Annotated in this window: 19 protein-coding genes; 12 read left to right on the top strand and 7 right to left on the bottom strand. The window is 63.2% G+C overall.

Features of this window, described 5'->3' with window-relative positions:
- From AC1Q6Z_RS09590 to AC1Q6Z_RS09580, 3 genes are read right to left on the bottom strand one after another with little or no spacing between them, the layout of a single operon-like run.
- Complete coding sequence (locus AC1Q6Z_RS09590; RefSeq protein ID WP_256114918.1) at nucleotides 1-2,358, bottom strand: SpoIIE family protein phosphatase; 2,358 nt, start codon at nucleotides 2,356-2,358, stop codon at nucleotides 1-3.
- The gene (locus tag AC1Q6Z_RS09585; protein ID WP_256114917.1) at nucleotides 2,355-3,533 is read right to left on the bottom strand and encodes a methyltransferase domain-containing protein; all 1,179 of its coding nucleotides are present in this window, start codon (nucleotides 3,531-3,533) and stop codon (nucleotides 2,355-2,357) included. The genes AC1Q6Z_RS09590 and AC1Q6Z_RS09585 overlap by 4 nt, the downstream gene beginning before the upstream one ends.
- Nucleotides 3,530-4,048, bottom strand: coding sequence for a ubiquinone biosynthesis methyltransferase UbiE (locus AC1Q6Z_RS09580; RefSeq protein WP_435264638.1), 519 nt, complete (start codon nucleotides 4,046-4,048; stop codon nucleotides 3,530-3,532). Before AC1Q6Z_RS09580 ends, AC1Q6Z_RS09585 begins: the two co-directional genes overlap by 4 nt.
- Before the next feature lie 269 nt (nucleotides 4,049-4,317).
- Here AC1Q6Z_RS09580 and AC1Q6Z_RS09575 point away from each other — a divergent pair, with 269 nt between their 5' ends.
- The 4 genes from AC1Q6Z_RS09575 (at nucleotide 4,318) to AC1Q6Z_RS09560 (ending at nucleotide 9,101) form a co-directional block, all read left to right on the top strand.
- On the top strand, nucleotides 4,318-5,184 hold the full coding sequence (locus tag AC1Q6Z_RS09575; RefSeq protein ID WP_439615444.1) for a PP2C family protein-serine/threonine phosphatase: 867 nt from the start codon (nucleotides 4,318-4,320) through the stop codon (nucleotides 5,182-5,184).
- 70 nt (nucleotides 5,185-5,254) lie between these two features.
- Complete coding sequence (locus tag AC1Q6Z_RS09570; protein ID WP_492647606.1) at nucleotides 5,255-6,010, top strand: Tll0287-like domain-containing protein; 756 nt, start codon at nucleotides 5,255-5,257, stop codon at nucleotides 6,008-6,010.
- Nucleotides 6,007-8,727, top strand: a complete 2,721-nt coding sequence (locus tag AC1Q6Z_RS09565) for a response regulator (protein ID WP_492647605.1) — start codon at nucleotides 6,007-6,009, stop codon at nucleotides 8,725-8,727. Before AC1Q6Z_RS09570 ends, AC1Q6Z_RS09565 begins: the two co-directional genes overlap by 4 nt.
- A gap of 2 nt (nucleotides 8,728-8,729) precedes the next feature.
- Nucleotides 8,730-9,101 carry a response regulator gene (locus tag AC1Q6Z_RS09560; RefSeq protein WP_492647604.1) on the top strand — a complete coding sequence of 124 codons (372 nt, stop codon included), beginning with the start codon at nucleotides 8,730-8,732 and terminating at the stop codon, nucleotides 9,099-9,101.
- Between the two features lie 73 nt (nucleotides 9,102-9,174).
- On the opposite strand, the gene AC1Q6Z_RS09555 is transcribed toward AC1Q6Z_RS09560, so the two are convergent.
- The 4 genes from AC1Q6Z_RS09555 to AC1Q6Z_RS09540 all read right to left on the bottom strand — a co-directional run bounded on the left by AC1Q6Z_RS09555 (nucleotide 9,175) and on the right by AC1Q6Z_RS09540 (nucleotide 13,054).
- Nucleotides 9,175-10,065, bottom strand: a complete 891-nt coding sequence (locus tag AC1Q6Z_RS09555) for an NmrA family NAD(P)-binding protein (RefSeq protein ID WP_492647603.1) — start codon at nucleotides 10,063-10,065, stop codon at nucleotides 9,175-9,177.
- A 63-nt stretch (nucleotides 10,066-10,128) separates the two neighbouring features.
- Nucleotides 10,129-10,914, bottom strand: a complete 786-nt coding sequence (locus tag AC1Q6Z_RS09550) for a helix-turn-helix transcriptional regulator (protein WP_492647602.1) — start codon at nucleotides 10,912-10,914, stop codon at nucleotides 10,129-10,131.
- 191 nt (nucleotides 10,915-11,105) lie between these two features.
- A complete protein-coding gene (lhgO, locus tag AC1Q6Z_RS09545; protein WP_492647850.1) occupies nucleotides 11,106-12,299 on the bottom strand; it encodes an L-2-hydroxyglutarate oxidase in 1,194 nt (397 codons plus the stop codon).
- A 26-nt stretch (nucleotides 12,300-12,325) separates the two neighbouring features.
- Nucleotides 12,326-13,054, bottom strand: coding sequence for an ABC transporter ATP-binding protein (locus tag AC1Q6Z_RS09540; RefSeq protein WP_439622811.1), 729 nt, complete (start codon nucleotides 13,052-13,054; stop codon nucleotides 12,326-12,328).
- A gap of 164 nt (nucleotides 13,055-13,218) precedes the next feature.
- Between AC1Q6Z_RS09540 and AC1Q6Z_RS09535 the strand changes: the two genes are divergently transcribed.
- The 8 genes from AC1Q6Z_RS09535 (at nucleotide 13,219) to AC1Q6Z_RS09500 (ending at nucleotide 21,911) form a co-directional block, all read left to right on the top strand.
- Entirely contained in the window at nucleotides 13,219-14,415 is a 1,197-nt protein-coding gene (locus AC1Q6Z_RS09535) for an ABC transporter substrate-binding protein (protein WP_435264644.1), read from the top strand.
- A gap of 96 nt (nucleotides 14,416-14,511) precedes the next feature.
- Entirely contained in the window at nucleotides 14,512-15,267 is a 756-nt protein-coding gene (locus tag AC1Q6Z_RS09530; RefSeq protein WP_492647601.1) for an ABC transporter ATP-binding protein, read from the top strand.
- 12 nt (nucleotides 15,268-15,279) lie between these two features.
- Complete coding sequence (locus AC1Q6Z_RS09525) at nucleotides 15,280-16,194, top strand: branched-chain amino acid ABC transporter permease (protein WP_160872508.1); 915 nt, start codon at nucleotides 15,280-15,282, stop codon at nucleotides 16,192-16,194.
- Entirely contained in the window at nucleotides 16,194-17,252 is a 1,059-nt protein-coding gene (locus tag AC1Q6Z_RS09520; protein WP_492647600.1) for a branched-chain amino acid ABC transporter permease, read from the top strand. Before AC1Q6Z_RS09525 ends, AC1Q6Z_RS09520 begins: the two co-directional genes overlap by 1 nt.
- Entirely contained in the window at nucleotides 17,245-17,949 is a 705-nt protein-coding gene (locus AC1Q6Z_RS09515; protein ID WP_256114903.1) for a GntR family transcriptional regulator, read from the top strand. Before AC1Q6Z_RS09520 ends, AC1Q6Z_RS09515 begins: the two co-directional genes overlap by 8 nt.
- A gap of 26 nt (nucleotides 17,950-17,975) precedes the next feature.
- A complete protein-coding gene (locus AC1Q6Z_RS09510; RefSeq protein WP_492647599.1) occupies nucleotides 17,976-20,006 on the top strand; it encodes a hydantoinase/oxoprolinase family protein in 2,031 nt (676 codons plus the stop codon).
- A gap of 11 nt (nucleotides 20,007-20,017) precedes the next feature.
- Nucleotides 20,018-21,715, top strand: a complete 1,698-nt coding sequence (locus tag AC1Q6Z_RS09505; RefSeq protein ID WP_492647598.1) for a hydantoinase B/oxoprolinase family protein — start codon at nucleotides 20,018-20,020, stop codon at nucleotides 21,713-21,715.
- A 4-nt stretch (nucleotides 21,716-21,719) separates the two neighbouring features.
- Nucleotides 21,720-21,911: a hypothetical protein gene (locus tag AC1Q6Z_RS09500; RefSeq protein ID WP_023513745.1), complete on the top strand. Its 192-nt coding sequence runs from the start codon at nucleotides 21,720-21,722 to the stop codon at nucleotides 21,909-21,911.
- Nucleotides 21,912-22,003: the final 92 nt, after the last annotated feature.

The raw sequence follows: 22,003 nt of genomic DNA, 5'->3' as shown, positions 1-22,003 counted from the left end.
TTACCTGTGTTTCATGACGACGAGCGTGATGTCGTCGTGGATTTTCTGCGTGCCGATATGCGCCATGAGATCCGCGATGATGCCATCCTTGATCTCGTCGGCGGTTTCCCTGCGGCGTTTCTTGGCGCTCTCGCACAGCCGGTCGAACCCGAAGAGTTCGCCCCCGGGGCTTTCCGCCTCGGTAACACCGTCCGTATGCAACACGATGACATCGCCGGTATCGAACGGGAATTCATGCGTGGAGATGAATGGGCCGATGTCACTTTCAAGGCCGATCGGGAAGCCGAGGTCGACGGTATCGATGCGCTCGACCTCGTCATTGTCGCGCAGCACGAGCACTTCCTCGTGCTGGCCCGACAGGGTCATCTTGCGATCTGCGTAGTCGAGGAAGGCGAGCGAAAGATGTTTGTCGGTCTTGGTGCGCTGGATGTTCTTGAAGACGGCGCGATTGAGGACTTCCAGGAATTCGCGCGGGTTCTCGTCGCCCTGTTCCTGGAGCGCGCGCGCCACCGACTGCACCATCAGCATCAACACGCCGCTTTCGAGCCCGTGGCCCGTCACGTCGCCGATGCCGACCTTCATGCGCCGATCGTCGTGCAGCACGTCGAAATAGTCGCCGCCCACCTCGTCAGCCGGCTCCATGTAGCCGGAAACGTCGATGCCCTTGATCTCGTCGAGCTCGTCGCGCCGCGGCAGCACCATCATCTGGATCTGCCGCGCGACGTCGAGCTCGGCGCCAAGCCGCAGATTCTCGCTCTTCAGCTTGGCATTCAGCGCGTTGATTTCGCCATTGGCGGTTTCGAGCGCTTTCGTGCGCACAGCCACCAGGTTTTCAAGATTTTCCGTGTGGTAGCTGATCTCTTCCGCCATGCGGTTGAAGGCGATGCCGACCGCGGCCACCTCGTCGCGCGCGGGAATGGCCACACGGACGGAGTAATCCTTGTTCTGCAAGCGCTGAGCCGCCTCGACCAGTGCCCGAAGGCCGGCGGTGATTCGGCCGGAAATCGCGAAGACGGCGCTGAGAACGACCAGCAGTGAAAGGATGACGGTGCCGATCTGCCAAGTTACGACCTGGCGCGTCTCGTCGGAAATGCCCTGCTTGGCTGCAATCAGCGAGGCATAGATCTCGTGTTCCGGAACCATGAAGCCGAGCGACATGACTTCGCGGGTGACGGGGACCTTGCCGGTATAGAGGTTCTCCGCCTCGAGTTGCTTGAGCAACACGACATAAGGCACGTCCTCACCGTTCTCCTTCAGCGTCACATTGGTGAGCACGGTCTCGGTTGTTGACGGCATGGCGAGCGAAGCGATGGCGGCCTGATTGCTGTGCGCCAGCCGCCGGTCGAAGCCGCTTTCATTGTTTATCTTGACGCCGAGCGTCTTCTCGCCCTGTTCGGTGACGGCAAGCACGTTGCCGTTCGACATGGTGAGGAACGCGAAGCCCGTCTCTGCGATCTTGACGCTCTTGACGATATCGGCGAGCTGGTCGAGCGTCAGGTCGACGCCGACGATGCCGTTCAGGTCCTTGCGGTCGGGTGTCGCCAACGGCTGGAAGAAGCTGACGATGATCTTGCCCGTGATGCCGTCGAGATAGGGCGACAGCATGGTGATCTGGCTGTCGACGGGGCGCTCCGTCGGCGTGGCGAGCCACGACTGCCACGTCTCGTAGAGGCCGGGGAAGTAGAAGTCCCACCAATTCGTCTCGTTGTGGCCCGGATAGACCTTGTCGAAGACCGAGCCCTGGTCGTTGTAGGGCGTCGAGCGCAGGATCGGGTTTGCGCGGGGGCCGATATAGTACATCTGCAATTTCGGCGGACCGGCCGAAAGGAAGCTTGGGCCGACGAGGTTGAAAATGGCGCTTTCGCGCACGGTTTTCATCGCCTCCGGGGTCGGCTGCTTGTTCTCGTCGAGCAGATAACCCCAGACGGTGACGGCCGAAGCCTCGCCTGCCTGGTTCTGCCACCAATTGCCCGCCTGGTTATAGGTGAGCGGGGTGGTCACACCATCGGTTTGAAGCTGCTGGCCAAGCTTGTCGGACAGCGCAGGATTGTCGATGAACGTCTGCATCGACCCGGCAAGGCCGGTCACTTCCGCATGGTAGCGGTCGAGCAGGAGGTCGGTGCGCTCGACCGTCGTCTCGAGATAGTTCTGCAGATATTCGATGTTCGCCTTTTCGAGACCGCGACCGACCTCGTCCATCGCATTGGTGGAGAGGCGATTGACGTTCCATAGCGCGATGCCGCCGGCAACCAACAGGTCCACCAGCACGGCGCCGCCGACGACCAGCACGAATTTCGCGCGGAACGACGTCAGTGAAAATCCCCAACGCGAGGGTGGTGTCCCTGCAATCTCGCTCATCGCGGCTTGCGTCCAGATGCCACCCAGACGGGCCAGCCGGCATAACCGCCGGGATGAAGGGCAGCAGCAATGTGATCTTCGAAGCCGCGGCGGAATTTTTCGACGAAGGCGGCGTCATCACCGCGTTTTTCCGACATGCCGCCTGCGAACATTTCTTCCCACGCCATGATCATGTCAGCGAAGGCTTGTGCGTCCCCGTCGCGGTTGGTCACCATGAAGCTTTCGATGCGAAGGTCCTCAAGACCGGCACGTTGCAGGGCCTGGTAGCTCTTCGGACCGAATTCGAGGTCCATGTCGAAATCCGCGAAGAGTTTCGAGAGTTGTTCGTAGGTCCACTCGATGGAGGGACCGCGCGGTTCGCCGAGGCACTGGGAGATTTTTTCGTTGGTGACGTAGACACGGCCGCCCGGCTTGCAGATGCGCACGAGCTCATTGACGATCATTTCCGGCTTGTTGAAGATCTGCAGTGCGTGGCGGCAAGAAACGAAATCGAACTGGCCGTCTTCCAGCAGCATCTCGGCAGCGTCGCCGTAGATATACTCGATGCCGCCGATGTCGAATTCACTGGCGACCTGGCGGGCATAGGCGAGGCTCGACTTGGAATGGTCGAGTGCCACGATGCGCGACGGCGAAAACTCCTTGGCGACCAGCACCGCGAAGTCGCCGATGCCGCAGCAAATGTCGGCCATGGTCATGCCGGGCTCCAGCCCATGACGCGGCAAGATGGCGCGTTCGTGCTTCCAGGTGAGCTTCGTCTGGGTGCGTAGCACCGGCACAAAGCCGCCTTCTTCGAGGAAAGCCTGGCCGGGATAGAACTCGCTGTCATATTCCTCGACGACGATTTTCGGGTTCTTCGCCGTGAGTGTACCGAATTTCTTCGTTGACCAGCCGATCACGCTCGACGTGATGATGGTGATCTTGATGTCCGGCCGTTCTTCCGCCGCTTTCAGCAAGGCACCCGCAAGCGAATGGAATGCCACGTTGTTGAGGCGCACGAGGCGTTTCACGTTGACGTAGAACGTTCCCCTGATCGAGGCGAGCGACGTTTCCAGAAGCTTGACGCAATCGGCCATCTCGGCGGCGCGCTGCGGCCGCATCGAGCCTGCAAGTGCGAGCTCCTGGTTGTTCTGGTCGAAGGAAACCTTGTAGGTCTGGACAAGCTTTTCGGCGATCATGGTGCACTGGCCTCGAGCGTGAGTTCGGCGATGAGACGGATGGCGTTTCCGTCGGCTGGTTCAATGGAGAAGCGGGCGGCGTAGTCGACTGCGAGTTCGAGCAGGCCGATATTCGGCTGCAACGGCCCGTCGGAAAACAGCGCGTTGTGGTAGCGCGGCGAAACGTCGCCACCGTTGAGGACGACGACCGCATCCCGATAAAAACCTTCTGTTTCCGTATCGACCGGAATGGTGAGGGCGATCCGGTCTTTCGCGCCATTGCGCGAAACGGAGCAAACGAAGCTGCCGGTCGGTGCATGGAGACGGTACACGGTTTCCAGAAGCTCGTTGAGCGCCGAGGAGAAAAGATTGGAGTAAAGCAGCGAATCACTACGGTTGTGACTGATCATGCGCGCGAAATAGGTCGACAGCCGGTCGCAATATGACCAGTTTGAGGTGAATCCAGCCATATCCATATCGAATTCCAGAAGCAGCGTGAATTCGCCTGCCTCCGTCTGCCCTGCACCCAGATCCATTCGCCCCTGCCTCATGATTTCGTAAGGGGGCATCACGGCCGCGCGCTTACATATCTTTCAGGAAAAACCTAAACTATGTAATGTCCGAAGTGCGGGCGATGCGCATGGCAGCCAGCGGAGATCGACGTTAGCGATATGATATCGCGGGTTGCGCCGTCCCCTCCGAACTCAAGAAGAAAGCTTTCCATACAATCATGAAGGATTTGTCAAACTCAACCGTTGCTTCTTCAGCAACCCCTGCGGGCGATGACGCCGCGGAACTTGCCCGGGTGCGCCTCGATTTCGCGCAGCTCCAGGAGGAATATGACGACCTGAAGCTTCTCTACGAGGCGATGATCGAACATGGCGAGGCCGTGGAAGACCAACTCGCTGAACAGAATCTGCTGCTGGAGCGAACGCAGGCGCGACTCGACGAGGAACTGAACGATGCCGGCCGCTACGTCTTCTCCATCCTGCCCGACAAGCGCATTGCCGCCCCCGCGACAGACTGGCTACTGGTGCCCTCCACCGAACTCGGCGGCGATTCCTTCGGCTACCATCAGATCGACCACGACCATTTCGCCATCTACCTGCTGGATGTCTGCGGCCACGGTGTCGGCGCCGCTCTGCTTTCCGTCACTGTTATCAATGTGTTGAGGGCGTCAGCTCTGTCGAATGCGGATTTCCGCGATCCCTCCACGGTCCTGAAGGCGCTCAACGATACGTTCCCGATGGAAAAGCAGAACAACATGTTTTTCACCATCTGGTACGGCGTCTACAAGGCGAGCACCGGCGAGTTGCGCTATGCGACAGGCGGCCATCCGCCGTCGATCCTGCTGCGCGGTGAGAACCGGCCGGAAGGCACGCCGTCGCGCGAACTGCTCATCACCGTCGGCGGCGTCGCGATCGGCGCGCTTTCGGAAATGGACTACGACAGCGACGTCACGCGTGTTTTCCCGGGCGACCGGTTGCTCGTTATAAGTGATGGAACATTTGAGGTGAATGGTCCCGGCGACGAGATGCTGAGCGTCGAGGCGCTGGCCGAGCACGCGGAGAAGGAAGGATGCGGTCCCAAGGGCGTTCTCGCCTGGGTGCGTTCGTTCAACGCGGAAGGCCCGCTGCCGGACGACTTCTCGCTGCTCGAAATCCGTTTCTGATCGAATCAATTGCCGGTTGCCGGGGAGCTTAATTCCGCTATCTTTGCAGCATGCTGGAGGAGGTGTGGTCATGGTCTCGTTCATGAAATGCGGCCTGGCCGCGCTCTTGGTTCTCCAGATGCTGTCCGGGAGCGCCGCCGCTACTGAGGCGGCGCCGGCCGACCTTGCGATCGCGCGCAGCCTCGCGACCATGCTGCAATCGGCGCGCTCGGTGATTTCCGTCAACCAGGAGCGGATCAACGATCCGGCGCTGGGCGACAAGGGCTTGTCGGGTGCGGCCGTCTTGGAAAAGGCCATCGCCAATTACACGCAGGCCACCGGCCGCGACCCGAACACTATCGATCCGGCCTCCTATGAGGGGCGGCTCATCCGGGCGCAGATGGATGCCGTGGTCGAAGTGATGGACGCCAACCAGGCGACGATCAACGCCGAGGGCGAAGGCTTCAAGGGCTTCATCCCCGCCACCTTCACACGCCTGGTCACCGAGGCCTTCCAGGCCCGCGTCGGCGAGGAGGCGAGCATGAAGTTCACCGCGCCGCCCGTGTTGATCCGCAACCGCAAGGCACGCCCGGACGCCTTCGAGGCGGCCGCGATCCGCGATTATCTGGAAGCCGCCGACTGGCCGAAGGGGCAGATCTATTCGGCGCTGGTTTCGGCGGACGGCCAGGAGAGGGCACGCATCATGGTGCCCGAATATTACGTGCCGTCCTGTCTCACCTGTCACGGCGACCCGGCCGGCGAACTCGACATCACCGGCTACCCGAAAGAAGGCGCGCATGAGGGCGATCTCGGCGGCGTGATCAGCATCGGGCTCATTCCGCAATGAGCAGCGCCTCCATTTTCTCGCCGCGGCGCCTGTCGATCCGGCTGCGGCTGATCATCCTCGCGGCGGTGCTGCTTCTCGCAATGCTCGGCAGCAGCCTGTTCACCCGCGGCGAACTGTTTCGCGCGCTGGAATCGGGCGACGAGGCGAATCGCATCGCCCAGATCAGCACGCTGTCCGATGATGTGCGCGAAGCCTTCAACAGCCTGCGCTACTGGCAGACCGACCTCGCCGTCAGCCTCCTCACGCTGGCCGAAACCCGCGCCGAGGAAGCCCGCACCCGCCTTCGCGAACGGCTCGACAGGCTGGCCGAGCACCGGCCGACCGAGGCGGCGGCTATACGTGAGGGGGTCGACCGCTTCGATGCGCTCGCCAACCAGGCGGTCGAAGCCTATACCGACGATCAGCGCGTGATCGGCAACACCCGCTTCGCCGAGGCGCGGCGCTACGGCATCAGCGTCGAGGAAAATCTTGCGGCCCTCCAGGCCGATCTCGCCCGCCAGTCCGGCACCGCGCGCGCCAACATCCTGCGGCAGTTCGAGCGGGCCTCCAATGTCGCCTCGCTGCTCTCGGCCATCGCCGCCATCATCGGCACCGCGCTGACCGTCGTCATCCTCGGCTCGATCCTGAAACCGCTCGGCGAGATCGTTTCGGCCGTACGCGGGCTGACCGCCGGTGACGCCCAGGTCGTCGTGCCTCCGGCCGGCGGCGATGAACTCGGCAAGGTCAGCGAGGCCCTGCAACTCCTCAAGGAGAACCAGGGCGAGCGCGACCGCCTGACCCGGGAGGCCGAACACCAGCGGAAAACCCTTGTTGATGCCATAGAGAGCATCGCCGAAGGGTTCACGCTCTACGGCCCCGACGAGCGCCTGCTGATCATGAACCAGCGGTTTCGCGACATGCACCCCGTCCACAACGAGATGATCGCCGGCACGTCGACCTTCCGCGACGTCATCGAGGCGGCCGGACGCCACATCGTCGAGCTCGACCGGCCCTTCGATGACTGGCTCGCCTCGCGGCTCTCCCTGCACGATCACAGCGCCACCCGTGTTACCCCCTTTAAGGATGGCCGCTGGATGCAGGTCAGCGAGCGGCGCACCCATGAGGGCGGCTTCACTGTCGTCTATGTCGACATCACCGAGCTGCGCCAGCGCCAGCACGAGCTGGAACTCGCGCGCGACGAGGCGCAGCGGGCGACGCAGGTGAAATCGGAATTCCTCGCCAATATGAGCCACGAGCTACGCACGCCGCTCAATGCCATCATCGGCTATGCGCAGATCCTCCAGGAGGATGCCGAGGACACCGGCCAGACCGAATCGCTGCCTGACCTCAAGAAGATCGAGAGCGCCGGCAACCACCTGCTCGGCCTCATCAACGGCATCCTCGACCTGTCGAAGATCGAGGCCGGCCGCATGGAGGTCTACCGCGAGCGCTTCGATATCGGCGCGCTGATGAACGATGTGGCCTCGCTGATCCGCCCGCTCGCCGCCAAGAACGACAACGAATTCGTGGTCCATTGCCCCAGCGATATCGGCACGATCGAGACGGACGTCACCAAGGTCAAGCAGGCGCTGCTTAATCTTCTGAGCAATGCCTGCAAGTTCACCGAAAAGGGCACTGTTTCGCTCGGCGTCGCGCGACAGGGCAACGGCGCGGATCGTCTGCTGGTGATGACCGTCACGGATACCGGCATCGGCATGAACGAGGAACAGCTCGGCCGGCTCTTCCAGGCGTTTTCCCAGGCCGACAGCTCCACCTCCCGCAAGTTCGGCGGCACCGGGCTGGGTCTCGCGATCAGCCGCAGTTTCGCGCAGATGCTCGGGGGCGACCTGACGGTCGAAAGCCGGCCGGGCGAGGGCTCGCGCTTCATCTTCGTCCTGCCCGATCCGGAAGAGGCGGCGGCAGGCGCGGAGACGACCGAGGGCGACGATCCGTCGATAGCGAAGCCGGAGCAGAGCGAACGGCCCGCCGTGCTCGTCGTCGATGACGACGAGGCGTCGCTGAACATCATCGGCTCGCACCTGAAGCGCGAGGGCTACCGCGTGCTCTATGCCGGCGCCGGGGAACAGGCGCTGGAAATGGCGCGCAAACACCGCCCGGCCGCCATCACGCTCGATATCCTGATGCCGCAGATGGACGGATGGTCGGTGCTCGTCGCGCTGAAATCCGATCCGGAGCTCGCCGCCATCCCCGTCGTCATCGTCAGCATCAGCAACGAGAAGGCGCTCGGCTTCACGCTCGGCGCCGCCGCCATGCTCACGAAGCCGGTCGACCGCGGCGAACTCAGCGATTTCATCGCCCGTATCACCGGCGGCAGCCAGGGCGGCACGGTGCTCGTCGTCGAGGACGACCAGGCTACGCGTCTTCTCATCCAGCGAACGGTCGAGCGGCTCGGGCGCGCCGTCGCGCTGACGGAGAACGGTCGCCAGGGCATGGCCTGGCTTGCCGCCAACGAACCGCCGATCGCCATCCTGCTCGACCTGCAGATGCCGGAAATGAACGGCTTCGAGTTCCTCGCAGCGCTCCGCGACCGGGAGGAATGGAACGCCGTGCCGGTCCTCGTCGTTACCGCCAAACATCTTTCCAATGCGGAACGCGATCTGCTCAGTGCCCGCACGACGCAGATCATCGGCAAGGGCAAGGGCGCGCATATCGAACTCACGCAGGCGCTTCGCGACGTCATCATCTCGGGTGCGCCGAAAGGGACCGGGAATCCATAAAGATGGTGAAGATCCTGCTTGTCGAAGACAATGAAATGAACCGCGACATGCTCTCGCGCCGGCTGGAACGCCGGGGCTACGAGGTCATCTTTGCCCATGACGGCGAAGAGGCCGTCGCGCGGGCGGAAGCCGACGCCCCCGACCTCGTCCTGATGGACATCGGCCTGCCCGGCATAGACGGCTGCGAGGCGACACGCCGCATCCGCAGCGGCCCCGCCGGCACCAGCCTGCCCATCATCGCCCTCACCGCCCACGCCATGAGCGTCGACGAAGCCCGCGCCCGCGAAGCCGGCTGTGACGACTTCGACACCAAGCCGATCGACCTGCCGCGGCTGATCGGCAAGATCGAGAAGCTTCTTCCCGACGCGGGCTAAAGGGCCAGGGGAAAGCAGCTCGCGGATCACAACCGGAGCTTTTTTTTGTCTGTCGATCGCGCGCGGCTGGATTTCATTCGAGATTCACTGCAGCCGGGACCAGTGGCCGTAGCGCGTCGATCAATGTGGTGGTGCCATGCCGAACCTCGCCCATGCCGGGCTCGACGTCGATGAGACCGCCTGTGTTATGTGCGTCGCAAAGGTTGATCAGCAGCTTGGTGGTGCTTGCGCTCACAACCCGCTCCAGGCTTTCCTGCCATTGCGCACGAGGCAGCGCTTGTGCGGTGATCGTGCGTCCGCGCAATTGACTCAGAACCGCGGCCACATCGGCAGCGCTGTAGCGACGCGGCCCTTCGGCGTGGACGATCTGCACGTCGGATCCTACGCTTGGGCGAAGCAGGAGGTCCGCGGCCATCAAGCCGACATCTGCCGCTGAAACCGTCGGAAAATCCATTTCGACCGGGTGGTGCAGGCTGGGCAGGATGCCGGTCGTGATCGCCATTGGCACGAACGTGCCCCAGCCTTCCATATGTTCTGCCGATCGCAGGAAAATCTTCGGCATGTCCAGCCTGCGAAGGCGCTCCTCGAAAATGCGAAAGAGGGTGGGCATCCCGATATCGTCGCCGATATGGGCGCCATAATCGGAAATCGCCAGGACACGTTTCGGCCGCGCCCGCTCCAGCGCCACGGCCATGCTTTCGATTGAGCGGCGCATCTCGCCAGGTGCATCCTCGGCCTGCGTCGGCGGCGGAAGAATGACCTGCACGGCATCCGCATTCGCGATCGCCCAACCGAGGGCGGCGGGGTCTTGCAGATCGGCGAGCGCGATATCGCAGCCGATTTCGCTGAGCCGGCCCGCCTTTGCCTCGTCGCGCAGGATCGCCCGGACGGGCATGCCGGCCTTGCGCAGTGCCAATGATGTAGAATAACCGACCTTACCGGCGGCTCCGACGATTGCAAACATGGTGCATTTCCTTGCTGAAGATGGGCAAGGAGTAGGGAGCGGTACAGAATTCGTCGCACAGATTCAGGCGGATTTTTGCAGATTCGGGCGGAATTCGTTCGCCTGCCGGGTGATCTCGCCAGGGGTCTGGCCGAGCAGCCGGCGCATTGTCGAGGTCATATGGCTTTGATGCGCGAACCCGGCGGCGACCGCGATCTCACTTGCGGGCATCGTTGTTGTGACCATCAGGGCACGCGCATATTCGGCGCGGCGGCGGATGACATATTGATGCACCGGGGCGCCAGTGCTGTTGCGAAACAGTGTCTTCAGGCGCGTGACGCTGACGCCTGCGACCACTGCCAGATCGGCAAGCCGGAGTCGTTGATCGAGATTGGCCTCGATGAAGTCCGTCAACATGCGAAGCTGACGCGCCGAGAGTTTCGGCTCGCTGCGATCATCCCGCGCCCGAAAATCGCCGCTGGCGGTCTCGATCAACCGGACGGCGAGCGCGTTGGCGAGAAGATCGATGAAGAGAGGGTCGGATGGCGTGTCGGCCTCGAGATCCGCCTTGATGGCAAGGCCAATGCCTTCCAGGCGGGCGTCGCGAACCTGAAATCTCGGCAGCAGCTCGATCTTGCCGGCGTCGCGTCCTAGTTCCCCGGCAACCTGATCAAGCAGCGAAGGGTGGAGGCTTAGTCGCAGGATCCGGCAGTCGGCATCATCCTCCCACGAACCATCCATGCCCGCTGGAACGATGTCGATATCGCCCGGCTTCTGCCCGGCGCATGCGCCGGCCGCCGATCGAACAATCGGCCTTGACGGGCGGACCGAAATGCATGCCCAGGCTGTGCAGTTTTCCGCCCGGCACATGCGACAGGCCGCGGGGGATATGCAGGAAATCGGCGTCGAGTCCGGTCCAGTTCCTGCCGGCGCTTGTCAACAGGATCTGTGCTGCATGAGGCGCCATCGGGCTAGGCTTTCGAAAGGTTGGCGGCGAGATTATCGGGCAATCATCCGTTTAACAACCGCCCGCAGACCGTCGCCGATGTCGCGCGCAAGTTTCACCGGCTCTTTTCTGCCATGCGCTCGACGATCATTTCGGCGATCGGGATTGCCGAGGTGGCGGCGGGGGAGGGGGCGTTGCAGACGTGCAGCATGCGGTCGGTCTGCGCGAAGAGGAAATCGTGGATCAGGGCGCCGTCCTTGCGGACGGCCTGGGCGCGGATGCCGGCTTCGTGCGGGAGCAGGTCGGTGAGGTCAAGGTTTGGGCAGTATTTCCGGCATTCTTCCAGGTAGCCTGGTTTCCAGAGAGAGTTTTTGAGTTCGGTAACCGCGGATTTGCGGTTGGCGAATACGGTTTTCCAGAAGCCGGGAAACAGCGCGTAGTCGGCCATGTCGGCGACATTGACGGAAAGGCGTGGGTAGCCTTCGCGGGCAAAGCCGATCACGGCATTTGGCCCGACCGTCACGCTGCCGTCGATCATCCGCGTCAGGTGCACGCCGAGGAAGGGCAGGGCGGGATCGGGGATCGGGTAGATCAGGTGTCGGACGATGTCGTTCTTGGCTGCCGGCAGGCGATAATATTCGCCGCGGAAGGGCACGATGCGGTGCTCGATCGAGAGCCCGGCGAGCACGGCCAGCCGGTCCGACTGGAGGCCGCCGCAGACCACCAGCTTTTTCGCCTGCCAGTTTTCGCCGGCCGATGCGATATCGACGGAACCGATTGATTCGCGGATGCCGGTGATGCGCGTCGAAAGGCGGATTTCGCCGCCGAGCGCCTTGATGCGCCGTCCCATGGCCTGGCAGACTTCGGCATAGCTGACGATGCCGGTGGAGGGCACGAACAGCGCGCCGCGGCCGCGGATGTTCGGCTCCCGCTCCTTCAGCTCGCCCTCTCTGATGCGCTGGACCTCGATCGTGTTCTGTTTCGAGCGTTCGTAGAGCGCTTCCATGCGCTCCACTTCGAGATCGGATGTTGCGACGAGCAGCTTGCCGCAGACCTCGAAGCGGATGTCGTTCTCCAGGCAGAAGGCCTTGGTGGCCTCGGCGCCTTTGCGGCAGAGTTCGGCCTTCAGGCTGCCGGGTGGATAATAGATGCCGGCATGGATGACGCCGCTGTTGTGGCCGGTCTGGTGCTTGCCGAGCGCATCCTCCTTCTCGATGAGGATCAGGCTGCTGCCGGGCTGGCCTTCCAGAAGCCGCATGGCCGTCGCCAGCCCGACGATGCCGCCGCCGATAACGCAATAATCGAAAATCATCTGTCCTGCCCCTGCCTGGCCGATTATGCGCCCGCAGCCTGGCGTTCGCCATAGCCGAAATAAGCCTCTTCCAATGCGTGGCCGTCGGCAAGCTCACTTGCTGAACCCTCCAGCGCCACATGGCCGTTGCGCAGTACGTAGATGCGGGAGGCAAGGTCGAGGATGCGGGCGGTGGACTGTTCGACGACGAGCAGCGTCAACCCGTCGGCATTGAGCTGGCGCAGGCTGGCATAGACCTGGTCGATGACGAGCGGTGCAAGGCCGAGCGAGGGTTCGTCGATCATCATCAGCGAAGGGCGTTGCAGGATGGCGCGGGCGATGGCGAGCTGCTGCTGTTCGCCGCCGGAAAGGTGGCCGGCGACACCGCGATAGCGTGCCTTCAGGATCGGGAAGATGGCCAGCACACGCTCCAGATCGGCAGCGGCCTCGGCCTTGTCCTTGCGGATCATGCCGCCGAGCAGCAGGTTTTCCTGCACCGTCAGCGTGCGGAAAATGCTGCGGCCTTCCGGCACCAGCGCCAGGCCCTTGCGGCACAGCTTTTCGGGCACCTGGCCGGCAATCGGCTCGCCATTGAAGGTCATCGTGCCGCCGGTCGGCGCCATGAGCCCGGAAATCGTCTTAAGAAGTGTGGATTTGCCGGCGCCGTTGGGGCCGACGACGAAGACGATCTCGCCCTTGCGGACCTCCAGATCGACCGATTTCAAGGCAGCAAGCCGGCCGTAGCCGGCGGTGAGGCTGCGTATTTCGAGCATGTCGTTCCCCTTTAGCGCGGTTGAGGCCGTCGATCGAAATCGGAAAGGCTCACCGTTTTTTGCCGTTGACAAAAAAAATCTAACCCGCATTCTGTCTTCTGTCCACAGAGGACTATGTGCAAAAATTATGGCGATGCATCGTTCATCGCCAAAGGGGAACGACGATGAAATCTGTTGCTGTGGCCGCCTCGGCCGCAATCGCCCTCCTGTTGCCGGTGACCAGCGTTCAGGCCGAAGAGCCGATCAAGATCGGCTTCGCCATCGCGGAATCCGGCTGGCTTTCGAACTACGACAGCGCGCCCTTTAAGGCCGCGGTCATGAAGATCGAGGAAATCAACAAGGCCGGCGGCCTCTTGGGTCGCCAGATCGAATATTCGGTCATGGACACCAAGACGGAGCAGGCCCGTGCCGCGACGGTCGGCGCACAGCTCGTTGACAGCGGCGTCGACATGCTGGTCGTTTCCTGCGACTACGATTTCGGCGCACCGTCGGCGCTTGCCGCCAAGCAGGCCGGCAAGATCGCCTTCAGCCTCTGCGCGGCCGATCCGAAGATGGGCGTGCAGGGCGTCGGCCCGCTTGCCTTCACCGCCAACAGCGCGGCACAGTCGGAAGGCATCGCCATTGCCGAATATGGCAACAAGAAAATGAACCTGAAGTCGGTCTACGTGCTGGAAGACCTGACGATCGAATACAACAAGTCGGCCTGCGCCGGCTTCCGCGCGGCCTGGACTGCAAGCGCCGGCGCGGAAACGATCCTCGGCAATGACACGTTCAAGAACGACGACCCGTCGATCGCCTCGCAGATCACCCGCCTCAAGGGACTGGCGACGCAGCCGGATGCGGTCTTCGTCTGCTCGTTCACGCCTGGTGGCGCTTCGGCCGTGCGCCAGCTGCGCGCCGCCGGCATCGACCTGCCGATCCTCGCCAACACGGCCATGGTCGACAATTACTGGCTGAACGCCGTGCCGGGCCTCAAGGATTTCTACCTGCCCGCCTTCATGTCGCTTTACGGCGATGATCCGCGGCCGGAAATGAACACCTTCCTCGAAAGCCACAAGGCGCGTTACGGCGAGCCGCCGGTCTCCTCCTATTCGGTTCTCGGCTACAGCCTCATCGAACAGTGGGCCTATGCGGTCGAGCAGGCGAAGACGACGGAATCCGAAGCCGTGGTCGGCGTCATGAACACCTTCAAGGACCAGCCGTTCACCGCCGGCCCGACATCCTTCACCGATCAGCTGCATATCCAGGTCGATCGTCCCTGGCTGATCATGAAGGTCGAGAACGACTCCTTCCGCGCCGTCGAGGTCTACCGGAACTCGTTCAAGCCGGACATGAAGCTCCTGTTCCGCGTCGGTCAGTAACCGGCAGCGACCCGTCGGCTGCATGGCGGTGCAGCCGGCGGAACCAAAATCTCCAAGCAAATTCATAGCCGAGCTTACGAATAGGTCTCGCCCGATATGTCACGTCCATCGAAAGAACGGCTGGAAGCCCGCGGCGTTGCCGTCGCCTTTGGCGGCATCCGGGCCTTGAGCGGGGTCGACCTCGAACTCCGGCGCGGCGAGGTGCTCGGCCTCATCGGTCCGAACGGCGCCGGCAAGACGACCATGGTCAATGTGCTGAGCGGCTTCCAGCGCCCGACCAGCGGCAGCATCAGCCTCGACGGTATCGACGTTTCGAAGCTCACGGCCCGCAAGATCGCCCAGGCCGGCGTCGGCCGCAGTTTCCAGGGGGCGCGTCTCTTCCGGGCGATGACGGTGGAACAGAACCTTTCGGTCGCCGCGATCGGCAGCGGACTTTCGCGCAAGGCGGCCCGGGAGCGGGCGCTCGAAATCCTCGACTGGATGGGTCTCGCCAAAAAGGCGGACCACCGCTGCGACAGCCTTTCCTATGGCGACGAGCGGCGTGTCAGCATTGCCCGGGCACTCGCCTTGCAGCCGTCCTTCGCGCTGCTCGACGAGCCGGCCTCCGGCATGAACGATGCCGAATGCGAGGCGCTGATGGAAGTCATCGCCGAACTGCCGGCGCGTTTCGGCTGCGGCGTGCTGCTGATCGAACACAATATGAAGGTGATCATGGGTGTGTGCCAGCGCATCCATGTGCTCGATGGCGGCCAGAGCCTCGCCGAGGGCTCGCCCCAGGATATCCAGAAAAACCCCGCCGTCCGCCGCGCCTATCTCGGCGAAAAGGCGGCTGACAGCACCCTCGCGATCTAGGAACCGGACGCCATGGCCAACATCGTTCAAGTTCTCGTCGATGCCATCGCGCTGGGCAGCCTCTATGCCCTCGTCGCGCTGGCGATCGGCCTCGTCTTCGGCGTCATGCGGCTCGTCAATTTTGCGCAGGCCGACTACATCACCATTGGAGCCTATGCGCTGGTGTTGCCGACCGCGAGCGTCACGCCCCCGCTGCTGCTCGGTGCGCTGCCCTCGGCCCTGATGATCGGCGGCGTGCTCGTCGTCGTCATGGCTCTGGCGCTTCTGACGGAGCGTGTCGCTTTCCGTCCGCTGCGCAATTCCAATCCGTCGACGCTGCTCATCTCCTCCTTCGCCGTCAGCTATTTCCTGCAGAACCTCGTCATGCTCATCCATACCGGCCGGCCGAAATCGGTCGGCATAGGGCAGGGGCTGGCCAATGCTGTGGAGATCGGCGGCGTGCGGGTTCCGGGCGTGCAACTCCTCACCATGGTCGTCACCGCCGGCCTGCTGGTCGCCCTGGTGCTCTTCCTCAAGAAGACGCCGCTTGGCATCCAGATGCGGGCTGCGGCAGAGAATTTCCAGATGGCCCGCCTGCTCGGCATGCCGGCAAACCGGGTGATCGCGCTCGCCTTCGCCATCTCGGGCCTGCTTGGCGGCGCGGTCTCGCTGCTGCTCACGATCCAGACAGGCACGCTCGACCTGCGCATGGGCCTGATGCCCGTCGTCTACGCTTTCTTCGCCACCGTCATCGGCGGCATGGGCTCGCTGCCGGGCGCGGCACTCGGCGGGTTCCTCGTCGGCGTCGCCAGCGTGCTCCTGCAAACCTATCTGCCGGCGGACCTGCGACCCTTCCGCGATGCCGGCGTGTTCATGATGGTCATCCTGATCCTCCTCGTGCGCCCCCAGGGCCTGATCGTCACCAGCGCCGCGAAGGAGCGCGTATAATGAAGAGCGATACCATGTCCTTCGCAACGATCGGCCGCTTCTGGTTTCCGGTGCTCGCCCTCGTCGTACCGCTTGCGATCATCGTGGTGGTCACCGGCCAGTTCGGCGGTCTCTCCATCCAGCGCACCGTCATCGAGATGCTGATCAGCATCGTCATCGTCGTCGGGCTCTACGTCTTCGTCGGCAATTCCGGCATCATCTCCTTCGGCCATGCCACCTTCATGGCGATCGCCGCCTACGCTTCCGCCTGGCAGACCTGCTGCGAGATGCTGAAGCCGATCACCATGTCCGGCCTGCCGCCGTTCCTGCGCGACCAGAGCATTCCGCTGCTGCCATCGGCCGTGGTCTCGGTGCTGCTTGCCGGCGGTGCCGCCTTCCTCACCGGCCTCGTCATCATGCGGCTCACCGGCCTGGCGGCCTCGATCTCTACGCTCGCCGTGCTGTTCATCCTGAACGTCGTCTATTCCAACTGGGACAGCGTCACGATGGGTTCCGCCTCGATCGTCGGCCTGCCGACCTATGTGACGGCCTGGCTGGCACTCGGCTGCGCCGTTGTCACCATCGTCGTCGCCTATCTCTACCAGGTCTCCGCCTTTGGCCTCGCTATCCGGGCGACGCGCGAGGACGAGGTGGCGGCCGCAGCGTCGGGCATCTCGCTCTACTGGTCGCGGCTGATCGCCTTCACGCTCTCGGGCTTCATGGTCGGCCTCGGCGGGGTTTTGCAGGCCCACTATCTCGGGACTGTCTCGATCAACAGTTTCTTCCTGAGCTTCACCTTCCTGGCGCTCGCCATGCTCATCGTCGGCGGCATGGGCAGCCTTGCGGGTGCTGTGGTCGGCGTCGTCGTCATCACGGCGATGGTCGATATCTTCCGTCGCCTCGAAGGCGGGATTTCGATCGGCGGCGAGCAGTGGTCGCTGCCGGCGGGCACGCAGGAGCTTATCATCGCGGCCTTTATGCTGTTGATACTGGTCTTCCGCAAAGACGGAATCATGGCAGGGCGAGAAATGACCCTGCCGGAGCAGGAACATCGCGAGAAAGGGCTCATCAATGGCTAACAATCTACTCTTCAATACCGACGAGCCGATTGGCATCATCGACCACCGGATGCTGTCCGACCAGGTTTCGACCTTTCTCGTGCGCGAACTGATCTTCGGCCGGCTCCAGCCCGGCCAGCGCATCAACGAGGCGGAACTCGCGCGCCAGCTCGGCATCAGCCGCAACCCCATCCGCGAGGCGATCCGCCGGCTGGAGGAGCGCGGCCTGCTCGTTGCGGTTCCCCGCAAGGGCACCTTCGTTCGCACCTTCCTGCACAGCGATATCGACGAGATCTTCTCGTTCCGCGTCGTGGTCGAGCGCTTCGCCGTCGAGCAGGCGCTGCCGCAGATGACCGACGCCGACATCGAGCGCATTGCCGGTTTCGTCGATGCGATGGTCGCGGCCGCCAATGCCAATGACGAGATCGCGCTGGTTGAAAACGACCTCGCCTTCCACCTCGAAATCTGCCGGCTCTCGAAGAACCGCCAGACGCTGCACGCCTTCACCAACATCCAGGCGGAAGTGCAGATGCTCATCACCATGGCCGAGCGCCAGTTCGAGAGCCAGATGGCGGCGGCCGTCGATCACTGGCCGGTCGTCGAGGCGCTGCGCACCCGCAACCCCGAAAAGGCGATGGACGCCATCCGCGATCACATCCGCGATTCCTGGCGCCACCTGCTTGAAGCTTACGAGCGGGAAAAACCCCGCTCGTCCTGACCCTATCCATGAGAAAAGAGGGAACAATGCCTGACAGAAAAATCATCGGCATCGATATTGGGGGAACGTTCACCGACTTCGTTTCCTACGATGCGGCGACCGGCACCATCGAGAACTGGAAGAACCTGACGACGCCCTCCGAACCGATCGAAGGCGTGCTCCAGGGGCTTGGACAGGTGGAAGATGTTGCGAGCGTCGACAAGATCCGTCTCGGCACGACGATTGCGACCAATGCGCTCCTGACGCGCCGCGGCGCCAAGGTCGCCTATGTCACGACCACCGGCTTTCGCGATGTTCCCTTCATCCAGCGCGGCGACCGCCGCAGCCACTACGACATTACCTGGATCAAGACCAAGCCGCTGATGAAGCGCGCCGACACCTATGAGATCGGCGGGCGTTTCAGCGCCAAGGGCGAGCTTGTCACGCCGCTCGACGAGGCGGCCGTGCGCGAGCTTGCCGCAACGATCAAGGCCGATGGCACGATCGAGGCGATCGCCGTCTGCACGCTGTTCTCCTATATCGACCCGAGCCACGAGCAGCGCATCCGCGATATCCTTGCGGAAGAACTGCCCGGCATGCCGATCTCGATTTCCTACGAGGTCCTGCCGAAGTGGAAGGAATACGACCGCGCCTCGACAACGATCGCCGACGCCTACCTGAAGCCCATCGTCTCCGACAATTTCCACCGCATGCAGAAGCGCCTTGACGCCATCGGCATCGGCGACCGCATTGGCGTGATCAAGTCGAACGGCGGTGAATCGACGCTAAAAGGTGCCGCCGAAGCGCCGGTGCAGATGACGCTGTCCGGCCCGACCGGCGCGGTCGTCGCCACCCGCGTTCTCTCCGAACTAACCGGCATCAAGAACCTCGTCACCTTCGACATGGGCGGCACCTCGACCGATTGCTCGACCGTCGTCGACGGCATGGAGCATGTGACGACGAGCTTCGAGATCGAATGGGGCTTGCCGATCCAGATCCCGATGATCGACATCCACACGATCGGCGCCGGCGGCGGCTCGATTGCCTGGATCGACAAGGGCGGTATGCTGCGCATGGGCCCGCAATCGGCCGGTGCAGCACCTGGTCCCGCCTGCTATGGCCGCGGCGGCGAGAACGCCACCGTGACGGATGCGAACGTCGTGCTCGGCCGCATCAACCCCGACTACTTCCTCGGCGGCAAGATGAAGCTCGATGCCGGGGCGGCGCATCGCGCGGTGAAGAAGATCGCCGACCAGCTCGGCCTTGAAGTCGATGCCGCTGCCTTCGCCATGGTGCAGATCGCCAACAACAACATGCTGGGCGCGCTGCGCGCCGTCCTGCTCCAGCGCGGCCTCGATCCGCGTGATTTCTCGCTCGTCGCCTCGGGCGGGGCGGGTCCGGTGCATATCTGCGACCTGATGGATATTTCCGGCATCCCGCAGGGCATCGTGCCGAACTATCCCGGCCAGTTCTCCGCCTTCGGCTTCATCATGACGGACGCTCGCGTCGACCGGCACCGCACCGTGCAGCAGATCTCGAAATACTTCGACGGCGCCCGCGCCACGGCGGCGATGACGGAGCTGGTGGATGGCGCCATCGCCGAGCTGGTCTCCCAGGGTTACCAGCAGAAGGTGGAGATCTACCGTTCCATCGAGGCTCGCTACTTTGGCCAGAACCACGAGCTGGAACTGAGTTTTCCGGCCAACCAGTTCACCGAGGAAACCATCGCAAGCCTCTGGGAACGCTTCCACGAGGAGCACCAGAACCGCTTCGGCTTCTCCATTCCCGGCGAGACCATCGAGACGGTCAATCTCAAGGTCGTGGCCGTCGCCGTTTCGGAAAAGCCGAAGATGCGCGAACTCGAAAAGGGCGAAGGTACGCCTGCTTCCTCCGGCAGCCGCAAGGTGCGCTTCGAGGACGGCTGGCACGAGGTGAAGACCTACGACCGCGGCACCTTCAGGCAGGGCCAGACCGTCACCGGTCCCGCCATTGTCGAGGAAAACGCCTCCGTCACCATCCTGCAGCCGAAACAGACGCTCCGCGTCGACCGGCTCGGCAATCTGATCATTTCGGCCTGAGGAGTACCGTCATGGACTTCGTTACGATGAACATCCTGGAATCCAGCATGGTCTCTCTCTGCAAGGAGATGGGGATCGTGCTGATGAAGACGTCCTATTCGACGATCTTCAACGAGGCGCTCGACTTCACCTGCGGCCTCGCGGACATGAATGGCGACATGATCGCCGTCGCCGACTATTGCCCGGCGCAGATCGGCGGCATGCCGCTGCTCGTCAAGTCGTGCCTCAAGGAAATCCCGATCGACGAGATCGAGGAGGGCGACGTCATCCTCCACAACGACCCCTATCGCGGCGGCCTGCACACGCCGGAGCACACCTTCTTCAAGCCGATCTTCGTCGACGGCGAGATCATGGGCTTTGCGGTGGCGATCGGCCATATCGCGGAAGTCGGCGGCATGGCGCCGGGCGGCTTCTGCGGCGAGGCGACGGAAATCTTCCAGGAGGGCCTTCGCATTCCTCCGGTGAAGATCAAGAAGCGCGGCAAGGACAATATCGAGGTCTGGAAACTGCTTCTCGCCAACGTGCGCACGCCGCGCGTCAACTATGGCGACCTTCGTGCCCTCATCGCCGCCGTCGATCTCGGCGAAAAGCAGATGACGCAGATCTACAAGAAATACGGCAAGGAGAAGATCAAGGAGACCGTCAACGACCTGCTGCTTTATTCGGAACGGCGCATGCGCGCCGAACTGGAGGCTATCCCCGACGGCATCTATGCCTTCTCTGACACGATCGAGAGCGACGGCATCGACGCCGAGCGCACCTATACGGTGGCCGTGGAAGTGCACAAGCGCGGCGGCGAGATCATCGTCGATTACCACGGCTCCTCGCCGCAGGCTTCCGGCCCGATCAACGCGACGCTCGGTGTGGCCACCTCGGCCGCCTACAATGCCGTGCTGCACATGACCGACCCGACGATCCCGCGCAATTCCGGCTGCTTCCGGCCGATCCGCGTGATGGCGCCCCCCGGCACCATCGTCAACGTGGATTTCCCGGCACCGGAAGTCGGTGGCAACACTGAAACCCACCCGCGCATCGTCGGCACCATCCTTGGCGCCATGGCCCCGGCCATTCCGAACCGCGTCATGGCGGCGGAAGGGGCGACGCACTGCAACTTCGTCTTCGGCGGCGTCGATGCGGATACGGGCGAATATTTCGCCTGCTACGACCTCGAAGCTGTCGGCTGGGGCGGCCGCGCTTTTGCGGACGGCAATGACGGCGTCGATTCGATCAACGGCAATTGCCGCATCACGCCGGTCGAAGTCTACGAGACGCGCTTCCCCTGGCGCATCGAAAGCCTCGCCTTCAACGTCGATGCCGGCGGTGCCGGCGAGTACCGCGGCGGGGTCGGCTATTCCAAGCAGATGTTGTGCCTCAACGACGAGATCATCTGCTCGCAGATGACCGACCGCCACCTGCTCGCCCCCTGGGGCCTCAATGGCGGCACGGAAGGCGGCGTCGGCGCGACGCTGGTCATGAAGAACGGCCGCGACGACTGGCAGACGATGCGCGAAGCCTATGGCAAGGCTTCGACCAGCCGCTACTCCAACGTCTCGATCCGCCGCGGCGACCGCGTGCGGCTCGTCACCCCGGGCGGTGGCGGCTACGGCGAACCGGCAAAGCGCGACCCGGCAGCGGTCGCAGAGGATGTCCGCGAGGGCTACGTCTCCAAGGCGGCCGCCCAGAAACATTACGGCTACCAGGAGGCCTGAGACCATGAAGTTTTCGCTGAACGGGCTTTACATCGAAAGCTACACGAAATGCGCCAATTGCGGCGTGCTGATCTACGAGGCCTCGGCCGAGGATTCCGCCCGCAAGAAGGTGCATGACGGGAGCATTTACTGCTCCGAGGAATGCGTCGACTGGAAGCTGGCCCGGGACGCCCGCCGCGCCAAGGCGGCCGTCTAGGAATTGATGCGCCGGCTCCGTCCGAGAGGGTGGGGCCGGCCAATTTGAAGCGCCGCGATTAGCGCCGCGCCATAACAAACTGTCCAAGGAGA

It is taken from the genome of Shinella sp. GW835-FHT14H05, from assembly GCF_058793575.1.
The sequence above is the reverse complement of the archived record's forward strand: the minus strand, read 5'-3'. Positions and strand labels throughout refer to the sequence as shown.